Genomic DNA, 13,188 nt, shown 5'->3' on the forward strand with positions numbered 1-13,188 from the left:
GCCGCCGTACGCGGCGGAGGTGGGCGCGCCGTAGCGGGCGCTGCCGGCGTCGGCGTGAGCGGCGCCCCGCGGGTGGCCTCCCGTGGGGCGCCGCTCACTGTGCACGTGCGCGTGCGGGTTCAGGCCTTGCGGGCCCGGGTCGTCTTCTTGGCGGGCGTGCTGTCGACGGCCTTCGCCGCCGTGCTCGTCCGGGCCGTGGCCGTCCTCCGGGTCGTCGATGTGGCCGCCACCGCCTTCTTGGCGGCGGCCTGGCGCGTGGCCGGGATCGCGGCGTCGCTGATGCTGTCCGGCTGCAGGATCTCGCGCAGGAACTTCCCGGTGTGGCTGGCGGGGACGCCGGCCACCTGCTCGGGCGTGCCCTCGGCGACGACCAGCCCGCCGCCGGCGCCGCCCTCGGGACCCATGTCGACGACCCAGTCGGCGGTCTTGATCACGTCGAGGTTGTGCTCGATGACGATGACCGTGTTGCCCTTGTCGACCAGACCGGACAGCACCCTGAGCAGCTTGCTGATGTCCTCGAAGTGCAGGCCGGTGGTGGGCTCGTCCAGGACGTAGACGGTGCGTCCGGTGGAGCGGCGCTGCAGCTCGCTGGCGAGCTTCACACGCTGTGCCTCACCGCCGGACAGGGTGGTCGCGGACTGGCCGAGCCGGACGTAGCCGAGGCCGACGTCCTTGAGCGTCTTGAGGTGGCGGGAGATCGCCGGGACCGCCTCGAAGAACTCGGTCGCCTCCTCGATCGGCATGTTCAGCACGTCGGCGATGGACTTGCCCTTGTAGTGGACCTCCAGGGTCTCCCGGTTGTACCGGGCGCCGTGGCAGACCTCGCAGGGGACGTAGACGTCCGGGAGGAAGTTCATCTCGATCTTGATCGTGCCGTCGCCCGCGCAGTTCTCGCAGCGGCCGCCCTTGACGTTGAAGGAGAAGCGGCCGGGCAGGTAGCCGCGGACCTTCGCCTCGGTGGTCTCGGCGAACAGCTTGCGGACGTGGTCGAACACCCCGGTGTACGTCGCCGGGTTGGACCGCGGGGTGCGGCCGATGGGCGACTGGTCGACGTGCACCACCTTGTCGACGAGGTCGTCGCCGTCCACGCGCGTGTGCCGGCCGGGCACGTTCCGCGCGCCGTTGAGCTCGCGGGCCAGGTGCGTGTAGAGGATGTCGTTGACCAGGGTGGACTTGCCGGAGCCGGAGACGCCGGTGACGGCCGTGAACACACCCAGCGGGAAGGACACGTCGATGTCCTTGAGGTTGTTCTCACGGGCGCCGTGCACGGTGAGCCGGCGGGAGGGGTCGCGGGGGCGCCGGACGTCGGGCACCGGGATGGACTTCTTGCCGGCCAGGTACTGGCCGGTGTGCGACTCGGCGTTGGCCAGCAGCTCCTTCAGGGAGCCGCTGTGCACGACCTTGCCGCCGTGCTCGCCCGCGCCGGGGCCGATGTCGACGATCCAGTCGGCGGTGGTGATGGTGTCCTCGTCGTGCTCGACGACGATGAGCGTGTTGCCCATGTCGCGCAGCCGGACCAGGGTCTCGATCAGCCGGTGGTTGTCGCGCTGGTGCAGGCCGATGGACGGCTCGTCCAGGACGTACAGCACGCCGACGAGGCCGGAGCCGATCTGGGTGGCCAGGCGGATGCGCTGGGCCTCGCCGCCGGAGAGCGTGCCGGCCGCGCGGTTCAGCGAGAGGTAGTCCAGGCCGACGTCGACCAGGAACCGCAGCCGCTCGTTGACCTCCTTGAGCACGCGCTCGGCGATCTTCTTGTCGCGGGCGTCGAGCTTCAGTTCGCGCAGGAAGTCGGCGCAGTCGCTGATCGACATCGCGGAGATCTCGGCGATCGACCTGCCCATGAGCGTGACCGCGAGGACGACCGGCTTCAGGCGTGTGCCCTCACAGGTTGGGCAGGGCACCTCGCGCATGTAGCCCTCGAAGCGCTCGCGGCTCGCGTCGCTCTCGGCCTCGCCGTGGCGGCGCTTGACGAAGGGGACGGCGCCCTCGAAGGGGGTCGTGTAGACGCGCTCGCGCCCGTACCGGTTGCGGTAGCGGACCTCGATCTGCGTCTTGTGGCCGTACAGCAGGGCCTTCCTGGCGCGCTGCGGCAGGCCCGCGAAGGGGATGTCGGTGCGGAAGCCGAGGGCGTCGGCGAGGGCCCCGACCAGCCGGCCGAAGTAGTCCTTGGTGTGCCCGTGCGACCAGGGGTGGATGGCGCCCTCGTCGAGGCTCTTCTCCTCGTCGGGGACGATCAGTTCGGGGTCGACCTCCATGCGCGTGCCGATGCCGGTGCACTCGGGGCAGGCGCCGAAGGGCGAGTTGAAGGAGAAGGAGCGGGGCTCCAGCTCCTCGAAGGACAGGTCGTCGTACGGGCAGTACAGGTGCTCGGAGTACATCCGCTCGCGCTCGGGGTCGTCCTCGGGCAGGTCGACGAAGTCGAGCACGACCATGCCGCCCGACAGGCCGAGGGCGGTCTCGACGGAGTCGGTCAGGCGGCGCTTGGCGCTGCCCTTGACGGTGAGTCGGTCGACGACCACCTCGATGGTGTGCTTCTCCTGCTTCTTCAGCGTGGGCGGGTGGGAGAGCTGGATGGTCTCGCCGTCCACGCGCGCGCGGGAGTAGCCCTTGGTCTGCAGATCGGCGAAGAGGTCGACGAACTCGCCCTTGCGCTCGCGCACCAGCGGCGAGAGCACCTGGAAGCGGCTGCCCTCCGGCAGCTCCAGGACCCTGTCGACGATGGCCTGCGGCGACTGCCGGGAGATCGGTCGGCCGCACTCCGGGCAGTGCGGCTTGCCGATGCGGGCGAAGAGCAGGCGCAGGTAGTCGTAGACCTCGGTGATGGTGCCGACCGTCGAGCGCGGGTTGCGCGAGGTCGACTTCTGGTCGATGGAGACCGCCGGGGACAGCCCCTCGATGAAGTCGACGTCCGGCTTGTCCATCTGGCCGAGGAACTGGCGGGCGTACGAGGAGAGCGACTCCACGTAGCGCCGCTGGCCCTCGGCGAAGATGGTGTCGAAGGCCAGGGAGGACTTGCCCGACCCGGACAGGCCCGTGAAGACGATGAGCGAGTCCCGAGGCAGGTCGAGCGAGACGTTCTTCAGGTTGTGCTCGCGCGCGCCACGGACGATGAGACGGTCGGCCACGCCGGTCCGCACCTTTCTTGAGAGAAGTGACAGGGGCGGGGCCCCCGTGCTTTCTCAGAGTAGGGGGAGCCACTGACAACGCCGGGCGGGATTCCCGGATGCGCCCGGATGTTCAACGATTTCCGGCTCTCCGGCATGCCCGATGCCGCACCCGACCTTATAGGACGTGCATTCGATTTACGGGTGCGGTCTGCCTCCTTCACCCGATGGTGTGACCCGGCTAATGTCGGCGCCATGATTGATCACGCGCGCGACCTGGAATCCCTGCAGGACGCAACCGAGCGACTGCTGACCGCAGTCGGCGCCTTGGACAACGCGGCTGTGAGCGACCCGTCACGGCTGCCCGGCTGGACCCGGGGCCACATCCTGGCCCACCTGGCCCGCAACGCGGACGCGCTGGTGAACGTCCTCGAGGGGCGCCCCATGTACGCCTCCGCCGAGGCACGGGACGCCGACATCGAGCGGGACGCCCCGCGCCCCCTCGACGTGCAGCTCGCCGACGTGCGCGAGAGCGCGGCCCGCTTCCGGCGGGTGGCGGCCGAGCCCGCGGACTGGTCCCGCACCGTGGAGCTGCGCAACGGCGTCACCGACTCCGCGTCCCGGGTGCCGTTCCGGCGCTGGGTGGAGGTGGAACTCCACCACGTGGACCTGGGGGTCGGTTACGAGCTGGAGGACCTGCCGGCGGAGTTCGTCGAGCGGGAGATCGAGTTCCTGGCCCGGCGGTTCGCCGGGCACCCGGACGTGCCGCCCACCCGGCTGACGGACGGCACACGCGCGTGGGACACGGGCCGGGAGGCGGAGGATCCCGCCGTCACCGCCACGGGGGGACGGGCGGACCTGCTCGGCTGGCTCGCGGGACGCCGCGACGGATCCGCCCTGAAGACGACGGGCGGTGCGCTCCCGGCGCTTCCCCCGCTGTAGTGCTGTAGCCGCGTGCACGGTCCCCGGGCCGCTCCCCCGCTATAGGCTGACGACCATGATGTACAGCGGAGAGGTGAAGGTCGGCGGCCCGGCGGACGTGCACGAGCTGAAGGACCTGATGATCACCAAGATCGCGGTCGGCCCGATGGACAACAACGCCTACCTGCTGCGCTGCCGGGCCACGGACGAGCAGCTGCTGATCGACGCGGCGAACGACGCGCACACACTGCTCGGCACGATCGGCGACGACGGCATCGCCTCGGTCGTCACCACGCACCGGCACGCGGACCACTGGCAGGCGCTCGCGGAGGTCGTGGCGTCCACGCGCGCGCGTACGTACGCGGGCCGGGACGACGCCGCGGGCATCCCCGTGCCGACCGACGTCCTCGTCGACGACGGCGACACGATCCGGGTGGGCCGGGTGGAGCTCACCGCACGCCACCTCGTCGGCCACACCCCGGGCTCGATCGCGCTGGTCTACGACGACCCGCACGGGCACCCGCACGTGTTCACCGGGGACTGTCTCTTCCCCGGCGGCGTGGGCAACACCCACAAGAACCCGAAGGCGTTCGCGAGTCTCATCCACGACGTCGAGACGAAGATCTTCGACGTGCTCCCGGACGAGACGTGGGTGTACCCGGGCCACGGCAACGACACGACACTGGGCACGGAACGCCCGCACCTTCCGGAGTGGCACGCGCGCGGGTGGTGAGCCGGCGTACGGGCGTGCCCTCGCCCCCCCGTGTGAACCCTTCGCACGCGCCGGTGGTGCGCACCCGCTGGTCACTCACCTCGGTGCGCGGTCAACTGGCAGTAGCCCCGCACAGGATGACGGCTCCTGCGCGGTACGGGCCGCCGGTCCTCATTTCCCGCCCTCGGCCGGCGGCCCCGGCCGCGCGCGACGGGGCGTGGCCTACGTGTCCGCCTGCCCCGTGCCGGCCAGCGCCGCCACCCGTTCCACCGCGAAGGCGTACCCCTGCACCCCGCACCCGGCGATGACACCGTCGGCGCGCAGCGAGACGTAGGAGTGGTGCCGGAACTGCTCGCGCTGGTGGATGTTGGAGATGTGGACCTCCACCACCGGCAGTCCGTCGCAGGTGTTGAGGGCGTCCAGGATCGCCACGGAGGTGTGCGAGTAGGCGGCGGGGTTGATGACGATCCCGCAGTGGTTCTGGCGGGCCTCGTGGATCCAGTCGACCAGCTCCCCCTCGTGGTTGGACTGGCGGAAGTCGACCGTGCCGCCGTGCACGGCCGCCGTCTTGACGCACAGCGCCTCGACGTCCGCGAGCGTGCCGGAGCCGTAGATCTCCGGCTGGCGCCGGCCGAGGAGGTTCAGGTTGGGGCCGTTGAGGACCATGATGGGCGCGGTCGCCAGGGTGCGGGTGGGGCGGGTCATGTCGGGCCTCCGGTGAGATCGGCGCTTCGGTGGAGGTCTATCACGGAGCGCCGATCTCACCGGTGGCCAGTCCGCCGCTAGGGGTTGACCGCCAGTTCCAGATAGGCGGCCAGCAGCACCAGGTGGACACCGCCCTGCAAGGGGGTGGCCCGTCCCGGGACCACGGTGAGGATGCCGACGCCGACGGTCAGTGCGAGCAGCACCATGTGGGTGGAACCGAGGCCGAGGATCAGCGGCCCGGGCAGCCAGATCGACGCGATCGCCACCGTGGGGATGGTGAGGCCGATACTGGCCATCGCCGAGCCGAGCCCGAGGTTGAGGCTGATCTGCACCCTGTCGCGGCGGGCGGCGCGCACCGCGGCGATCGTCTCCGGCAGCAGGATGAGCAGCGCGATGAGCACACCCACCACGGAGTGCGACATCCCGGCGCTCTCGATGCCGCTTTCGATGGCGGGCGACACACCCTTGGCCAGGCCGACGACGCCCACCAGGGCCATGCAGAGCAGGGCCAGGCTGGTGAGCGCGGCCCGGGTGGTGGGCTTTTCGATGTCCGTCTCCGCGTTGATGACCTCGCCCTGGCGGGTCAGCGGGAGGAAGTACGAGCGGTGGCGCACGGTCTGGGTCGCGACGAACAGGCCATAGAGCACCAGGGAGGCCGTCGCGGCGAAGATGAGTTGGCCCGGGGAGTACTCCGGCCCGGGCTTGCTGGTGGTGAAGGTCGGCAGCACGAGGCAGAGGGTGGCCAGGGTGGCGACCGTCGCGAGGGCCGCGCCGGAGCCCTCGGGGTTGAAGATGGCGACCTTGTGGCGCAGCGAGCCCACGAGCAGGCTCAGACCGACGATGCCGTTGACGGTGATCATCGCCGCGGCGAACACGGTGTCACGGGCGAGCGTGGCGCTCTTGTCGCCGCCGTCGAGCATCAGGGTCACGATGAGCGCGACCTCGATGACGGTGACGGCGACCGCGAGGATGAGGGATCCGAAGGGTTCGCCCACCCGGTGGGCGACCACCTCTGCGTGGTGCACCGCGGCCAGGACCGAGCCCGCGAGGACCAGGATCAGCAGCCCGATGCCCCAGCCGGGCAGGGAACGCTCCCAGGTGAGCACCAGTAGGATGACCGCGAGCGCCGGAACGGTGCTCGTCCATGTCCCCATGAGGGCCCTGAGCCGCGCGGTCACGGTTCGATCCTCGCAGGGCTCCGGACCCTTCGCATGCGCGGTGCACACTCCCGCGTCGTCCTGGTGGTCAGGCATGGGCACGGTCCTCTGCCGCGTCGCCGTGGTGTTCCCGCACCTCCTCCACCTCGGCCTGTTTCCTGGCGGTGATCAGGCTGGTGACCGTGGTGACGGCCAGGACAGCGCAGATCACGCCGAGGGAGACCGGGATGCTGATCTCCGGGACGCTGACGCCGGACTCGTGCAGCGCGTGCAGCACCAGCTTGACGCCGATGAAACCGAGGATCACCGACAGCCCGTAGGACAGGTGGACCAGCTTCTTCAGCAGGCCGCCTATCAGGAAGTACAGCTGCCTGAGGCCCATCAGGGCGAAGGCGTTGGCGGTGAAGACGATGTACGGGTCCTTGGTCAGGCCGAAGATCGCGGGGATGGAGTCGAGGGCGAACAGGATGTCGGTGGTGCCGATCGCGAGCATCACGACCAGCATCGGCGTCATCACGCGCTTGCCGTTCTGCTGGATCCACAACTTGGTGCCGTGGTAGCGGTCGGCCACGCCGAAGCGGCGCTCGGCTGCCTTGAGCAGCCTGTTCTCCTCGAACTCCTCGTCGTCGCCCCCGCCGGAGCGGGCCTCCTGGATGAGCTTCCAGGCGGTCCAGATCAGGAAGGCGCCGAAGATGTAGAACACCCACGAGAAACTCGCGATGATCGCGGCGCCGGCGGCGATGAAGACGGCCCGCAGCACCAGGGCTATGAGCACGCCGACCAGCAGCACCCGCTGCTGGTACTTCGACGGCACGGCGAACTTCGCCATGATCAGAACGAAGACGAAGAGGTTGTCGACGCTCAGCGACTTCTCGGTGATGAAGCCCGCGAAGAACTCGCCGGCCGGCCGGCCGCCGGCGAAGAGGAGCAGGCCGAGGCCGAAGAGACAGGCCAGGGCGATCCAGACGGCGGTCCAGATCCCGGCCTCTTTGACCGACACGTCATGGGGCTTGCGGCCGATGAAGAAGTCGACCGAGATGAGGGCGGCCAGGCCCACGATGGTCAGGATCCACAAGGTCAGGGAAATATCCACAGCGCCTCCGGCAGGTGCGTCACTCGCAAACGACTTGGCGTCCTACTGCCGGAGGTCTCTTCCACCCGTGCGGCCGGGCGCGTGAGGCGCCGGGATCCAGCGGGCCGACGCCCCGGGATCCGTCCGGATCCGTACTGACGGGACGCCGCAGGAGGTAGGGAATACTCCCCTCCGTACGAAGAAACTGTAACCGCTCACCCAAGGGAAGGTAAAGCCGCAAACCGGGGAAGTTTCGAAAGTCCAGCTCAGGTGGCTTTACCGTTCCTTGGGCGTCTCGGGTCGCGGTCAGCGGTTCCAGTCGCGTCGGGCCGTCGCCACCTGGGTGAGCACCAGCTGGAGCACCTGGCTGCCCTGCGGGACCGCCGGTGGCTCGTAGGTCCAGGCGTGCCCGACCCAGGGGTCGGCGAGGTGGTCGTCGGGCACCGGGGTCAGTCGCAGCAGGGAACGCCACAGCGGGTCGAGCAAAGGACCGTAGGCGGCGGCGTCCTCGCGGTCGGCGACCATCAGCAGGTGGACCCCCACGGCCGGGCCCTCGTCGGCGAGGTAGCGCAGCTGGGTCACGGCGCGGTCGTCGAATCCGTGCGGGAAGTCGTTGACGATCAGCAACTGCTCGGAGGTGTCGAAGCCGGGCGGCAGCGCGTCGGGGGCGCCTCCGCGCACGGCCATCTGCACCAGGTCGACCCGCTGGGTGAGCCTGCTCAGGACGTCCGCGACCCCGGCGGCGCCGGCCGCGGGCGGTCCCGCGAGCACGTCCGCGTGCACCAGGGGAGCGAGGGCCCGCGCTCCGGATCCGGCCGGGTCGATGACGTGGACGTCGAACTCGCCGGGCGGATGGACGGCGAGCAGCCGGGCCGCGTGGGCCACGGCTGCCTCCATCGCCAGGCGGCGCACCTCGCCCTCGTCGGCGAACGGCTCGTCCTCGAACACGGACGGCAGGCGGCCGCTGTCGATCCACAGTCCGCGCTGCAGCGGCAGCCGGACCAGCAGGGGGATGCGCAGGGACGGGCTCTCCGGCAGGTGCAGGTCCCCGAGGCGTACGGCCATCGGGATCTCCATCGGCACCCGGTAGCCGTGCCAGACCGGGTTGTCCCAGCGCGCGTACGCCGGTGGCAGTGCCGGTTCGACGACCTCGGACTCGGCGGTGAGCTGGTCCAGGTCGCGGTCGAGGGCCGCCCTGGCCTGGTCGACGAGTTGCGTGTGCTTGGCACGGGCCGCCTCCCGGGCGGTCTCGGCCCGTCCGCCGATGCGGCTGCGCGGGTCGGCCAGTACCTGGTCGATCTCCTTCTCCATCCGCGACTCGGCGAAGTCCACGGCACTGCGGTAGGCGGCCGTGGTCCGCGCCAGGTCCTCGAACATGCCCCACACCTGGTTGTAGAGCCGCTCGTCCATGGACCATCCGGTCGCGTCCCCGGCCACGGGCTGAGCGGGCGCGGTGGGCGGCGTCGCACTCCGCTGCCGCGGGTGACGGTAGTCGACCGGACCGCCCGCGGGGGCCGTGGGCGTGGAGGGCGGGGGTACGGCCGCGGGGGCCGGGGTGCCGGAGGCGCCCGGGTCGGCCGACTGCGGCACCGGCTCTCCGGGCGCGGTCGGCTGCGGCGCCGCGCTCTGCCGCCGCGGGTGACGGTAGTCGACCGGGCCGCCCGCGGGGGCCGGGTGTCCGGAGCCGTCCGGCCGGGCCGCCTGCGGGGCTCCGCGGCCCGGAGAGGACTGGTCCGGATACGGCGGCTGCGTCGCCGACTGCCCGGGGACGCCGGAGGCCGGGCCGTCATGGGAAGCCACGGGCTGCGTCGGCACGTGGCCCGTGGAGACCGCCGGGTCCGCCTGATCCGGGCCGAAGGCCGGTGCCTGTCCGGAACGGTCACCGTCCGCCGCACGCGGCGCGGAGGCCACCGCCGACTCGGACCGGTCCGGGCCTGCTGCCCGTGCCGGGGTCCGGCGAGGACGGTCGCCGTGCTGGGTGCGTGGTGGAGGGGGTGCTATGGAGCGGGCCAGGCCCTGGGTCACCGCTTCCTCCACGGCGGTTGCCAGGCGGTGGGGCTCGGGCAGGTGCTGGTGGGTGAGGAGTTCGGGGAGGCCGCCGGTGTAGCCCTGGCCCACCGCGCGCACTTTCCAGGCGTCCTGCCGGCGGTAGAGCTCCAGGGCGATCACGGCGGACTCCGCGTCCAGGCCGGTGATCGTGTAGGTGACGAGTTCGGTGCCGTCCAGGGCCGTGACGGCGACGAAGGGGGCGGGGACCGCGCCGAAGCGGGCCGGGCCGCCGCCCGCGGTGGGCAGGGCGAGCAGGACGTCGACGCGGTGCACCGCCTCGGGCACGGCGGCCAGGTCGACGGCGAGCCGGTGCTCGGCGGCGGCCTGGCGGGAGACCTCCAGGCCGGGCAGGACGGGGGCGCCGGGGTGGACCACCCACTCGGCGCCCCGCACTCTGCCGCTGTCGTCGCCGAGTGTGGCCGCGGCCACGACCGGACTGCCGGCCGAGATCCGGATCTCCAGGCGGACCTCGGAGAGCGGGTGGTTCTGCCCCCGCACCAGCTCGGCCGTCATCGCCCTCGTCCCCCTGATGTCACTGGTGTCGCTGGTGTCGTGTGTTTACAGGCGCGGGCTCACAGGTGCGGCAGGATGACCGGGATCAGGTCCTGGAAGGTACGGCCGTTGGCGGGGGCGCCGAGGGCCGTCATCGTCCAGGCGCCGTTCACGCGGTGCACCTTCGCCATGATCTGGGCGGTGTAGTTGCCGCCGCCCGCGAGGGTGTAACGGGCGAGCTCCTCGCCGTTGGTCTCGTCGACCAGGCGGCAGAACGCGTTCTGCACCTCCTGGAACGTCTGGCCCGTGAAGGAGTTCACGGTGAAGACGATCTGGTCGATGTGGACCGGCACGCGCTCCAGGTCGACGAGGATCGACTCGTCGTCACCGCCCTGGCCGGCGCCGCCGACCAGGTTGTCGCCGGTGTGCCGCACCGAGCCGTCGTCGCTGACCAGGTGCTGGAAGAAGACGACGTCGACGGGCTGCTTGCCGGCGAACAGCACGGCGGAGGCGTCGAGGTCGATCTCGCGCGTGCGCGAGCCGAACAGGCCCCGGCGAGGCGCCGCCTGCCAGCCGAGACCCATGCGGACCGCGGTCAGGCTGCCCCCGTCGTTCTTCTGCAGACTGATGGCCTGACCCTTGGTCAAATTGACGGTCACGGCTGATACCCCTCTCGGACTGCTCCCCTGTCGCCGCGGATTCCACGGCTTCCAAGAACCCTACGCAGGAGCGCGGACATCACCGCACTCCGGTCCGCATTTTGTGTCGGTCTTGCAACACAGCGCATCCGGTCCGCGCCCCACCGGCCCCGCCACCACAGGGTGCGAGGTCAGGCCAGGCCCGCTTCCCGCATCTGCCGCAGTTCCTTCTTCATCTCCGAGACCTCGTCCCGCAGCCGCGCCGCGATCTCGAACTGCAGATCGGCCGCGGCGGCGCGCATCCGCTCCGTCATCTCCTCGATCTGCTCGGCGAGTTCGGCCGCCGGCCGGTCGGTGGGCACCGTCACCTTCGCCTTGCCCTTGGCGGACTTGGCGGACTTGGCCGGCACGGGGGCCTTCGCGTCCTTGCCGTCCTTGCCCTTGCGGTACCCGGTGCCGAGCAGCTGCTCGGTGTCGACCTCCTCGCGGGCGATCTGCGCGACGATGTCGTTGATCTTCTTGCGCAGCGGCTGCGGGTCGATGCCGTTGGCCTTGTTGTACGCGATCTGCTTCTCCCGGCGGCGGTTGGTCTCCTCGATGGCCTTCTCCATCGCCGGGGTGATCTTGTCGGCGTACATGTGGACCTGGCCCGAGACGTTGCGCGCGGCGCGGCCGATGGTCTGGATGAGTGAGGTGCCCGAGCGCAGGAAGCCCTCCTTGTCGGCGTCGAGGATCGCCACCAGGGACACCTCGGGCAGGTCCAGGCCCTCGCGCAGCAGGTTGATGCCGACCAGGACGTCGTACTCGCCGGTGCGCAGCTCGCGCAGCAGTTCGACCCGGCGCAGGGTGTCGACGTCGCTGTGCAGATAGCGCACCTGGATGCCGAGCTCCAGGAAGTAGTCGGTCAGGTCCTCGGCCATCTTCTTGGTGAGCGTGGTGACCAGGACGCGCTCGTCCTTCTCCACACGGTCCCGGATCTCGTGCACCAGGTCGTCGATCTGGCCCTCGGTGGGCTTGACGACGACCTGGGGGTCGACCAGGCCGGTGGGGCGGATGATCTGCTCGACCTGGCTGTCGGAACGCGACAGCTCGTACGGCCCGGGGGTCGCCGACAGGTACACCGTCTGGTCGATGCGCTGCTGGAACTCCTCCCACTTCAGCGGCCGGTTGTCCAGGGCGGAGGGGAGCCGGAAGCCGTGCTCCACCAGGGTGCGCTTGCGGGAGGCGTCGCCCTCGTACATCGCGCCGATCTGGGGGACGGTGACGTGCGACTCGTCGATGACGAGCAGGAAGTCCTCCGGGAAGTAGTCCAGCAGCGTGTGGGGCGGGGTGCCCGGTGCACGGTCGTCGAAGTGCATCGAGTAGTTCTCCACGCCGGAGCAGGTGCCGATCTGGCGGAGCATCTCGATGTCGTACGTGGTGCGCATGCGCAGCCGCTGGGCCTCCAGCAGCTTGCCCTGCTTCTCCAGCTCGGCCAGGCGCTCGGTCAGCTCCTTCTCGATGCCGTTGATCGCCCGCTCCATGCGCTCGGGGCCGGCGATGTAGTGGGAGGCCGGGAAGACGTACAACTGCTGGTCGTCGCTGATGATCTCGCCGGTGATCGGGTGCAGCGTGGACAGCGCCTCGATCTCGTCGCCGAACATCTCGATGCGGACGGCCAGCTCCTCGTAGACCGGGAAGATCTCGACGGTGTCGCCACGCACCCGGAAGGTGCCGCGGGTGAAGGCCATGTCGTTGCGCGTGTACTGGATGTCCACGAAGCGGCGCAGCAACTCGTCCCGGTCGGTCTCCTCGCCGACCCGGAGGGGGACCATGCGGTCCACGTACTCCTGCGGCGTACCCAGGCCGTAGATGCAGGAGACGGAGGCGACCACGACGACGTCGCGGCGGGTGAGCAGCGAGTTGGTCGCGGAGTGGCGCAGGCGCTCGACCTCCTCGTTGATCGAGGAGTCCTTCTCGATGTAGGTGTCCGACTGGGGGACGTAGGCCTCGGGCTGGTAGTAGTCGTAGTACGAGACGAAGTACTCGACCGCGTTGTTCGGCAGGAGCTCGCGGAACTCGTTGGCCAACTGGGCGGCCAACGTCTTGTTGGGCGCCATCACGAGGGTCGGGCGCTGGAGCCTCTCTATCATCCACGCGGTGGTGGCGGACTTGCCGGTGCCGGTGGCGCCGAGCAGGACGACGTCCTTCTCGCCCGCCCGGATGCGCCGGGCGAGCTCGTCGATGGCCTGCGGCTGGTCGCCGCTGGGCCGGTAGGGGCTGACGACCTCGAAGGGCGCCACCGTGCGTTCGATGTGTGAGACGGGCCGCATGACATCCACCGTACGACCCGCCACTG

Annotated in this window: 9 protein-coding genes; 2 read left to right on the top strand and 7 right to left on the bottom strand. The window is 70.5% G+C overall.

Translation table 11 applies throughout. From position 1 onward, the window contains the following. Positions 1 to 119: 119 nt before the first annotated feature. Positions 120 to 3,125 (bottom strand): excinuclease ABC subunit UvrA, encoded by a 3,006-nt coding sequence (gene uvrA / locus DEP02_RS02275; RefSeq protein ID WP_112465677.1) that lies wholly within the window; start codon positions 3,123 to 3,125, stop codon positions 120 to 122. Positions 3,126 to 3,359: 234 nt separating this feature from the next. Here uvrA and DEP02_RS02280 point away from each other — a divergent pair, with 234 nt between their 5' ends. Beyond that, on the top strand, positions 3,360 to 4,046 hold the full coding sequence (locus DEP02_RS02280; RefSeq protein WP_112465620.1) for a maleylpyruvate isomerase family mycothiol-dependent enzyme: 687 nt from the start codon (positions 3,360 to 3,362) through the stop codon (positions 4,044 to 4,046). 55 nt (positions 4,047 to 4,101) lie between these two features. Next, complete coding sequence (locus tag DEP02_RS02285; RefSeq protein WP_112465621.1) at positions 4,102 to 4,758, top strand: MBL fold metallo-hydrolase; 657 nt, start codon at positions 4,102 to 4,104, stop codon at positions 4,756 to 4,758. A 201-nt stretch (positions 4,759 to 4,959) separates the two neighbouring features. Here the strand turns inward: DEP02_RS02285 and aroQ are convergent, their stop codons facing one another. The 6 genes from aroQ to uvrB all read right to left on the bottom strand — a co-directional run bounded on the left by aroQ (position 4,960) and on the right by uvrB (position 13,162). Beyond that, positions 4,960 to 5,442, bottom strand: a complete 483-nt coding sequence (aroQ, locus tag DEP02_RS02290) for a type II 3-dehydroquinate dehydratase (protein WP_112465622.1) — start codon at positions 5,440 to 5,442, stop codon at positions 4,960 to 4,962. A 77-nt stretch (positions 5,443 to 5,519) separates the two neighbouring features. Beyond that, the gene (locus DEP02_RS02295; RefSeq protein WP_198668253.1) at positions 5,520 to 6,620 is read right to left on the bottom strand and encodes a calcium:cation antiporter; all 1,101 of its coding nucleotides are present in this window, start codon (positions 6,618 to 6,620) and stop codon (positions 5,520 to 5,522) included. Between the two features lie 67 nt (positions 6,621 to 6,687). Continuing rightward, complete coding sequence (locus tag DEP02_RS02300; protein WP_198668254.1) at positions 6,688 to 7,692, bottom strand: TerC family protein; 1,005 nt, start codon at positions 7,690 to 7,692, stop codon at positions 6,688 to 6,690. 285 nt (positions 7,693 to 7,977) lie between these two features. Then, the gene (locus DEP02_RS02305) at positions 7,978 to 10,233 is read right to left on the bottom strand and encodes a TerD family protein (protein ID WP_112465624.1); all 2,256 of its coding nucleotides are present in this window, start codon (positions 10,231 to 10,233) and stop codon (positions 7,978 to 7,980) included. Between the two features lie 59 nt (positions 10,234 to 10,292). After that, positions 10,293 to 10,871, bottom strand: a complete 579-nt coding sequence (locus DEP02_RS02310; protein WP_112465625.1) for a TerD family protein — start codon at positions 10,869 to 10,871, stop codon at positions 10,293 to 10,295. A 170-nt stretch (positions 10,872 to 11,041) separates the two neighbouring features. Next, a complete protein-coding gene (uvrB, locus tag DEP02_RS02315; protein ID WP_112465626.1) occupies positions 11,042 to 13,162 on the bottom strand; it encodes an excinuclease ABC subunit UvrB in 2,121 nt (706 codons plus the stop codon). Between the last annotated feature and the right edge of the window lie 26 nt (positions 13,163 to 13,188).

The sequence above is a fragment of the Streptomyces triticisoli genome (assembly GCF_003270085.1).
GTDB classification, from domain to species: Bacteria; Actinomycetota; Actinomycetes; order Streptomycetales; family Streptomycetaceae; genus Streptomyces; species Streptomyces triticisoli.

Coding starts and splice junctions, on each gene's coding strand:
- DEP02_RS02285 (WP_112465621.1), top strand. CDS start 4,102: ATGATGTACAGCGGAGAGGTGAAGGTCGGCGGCCCGGCGGACGTGCAC.
- uvrB (WP_112465626.1), bottom strand. CDS start 13,162: ATGCGGCCCGTCTCACACATCGAACGCACGGTGGCGCCCTTCGAGGTC.
- aroQ (WP_112465622.1), bottom strand. CDS start 5,442: ATGACCCGCCCCACCCGCACCCTGGCGACCGCGCCCATCATGGTCCTC.
- DEP02_RS02280 (WP_112465620.1), top strand. CDS start 3,360: ATGATTGATCACGCGCGCGACCTGGAATCCCTGCAGGACGCAACCGAG.
- DEP02_RS02305 (WP_112465624.1), bottom strand. CDS start 10,233: ATGACGGCCGAGCTGGTGCGGGGGCAGAACCACCCGCTCTCCGAGGTC.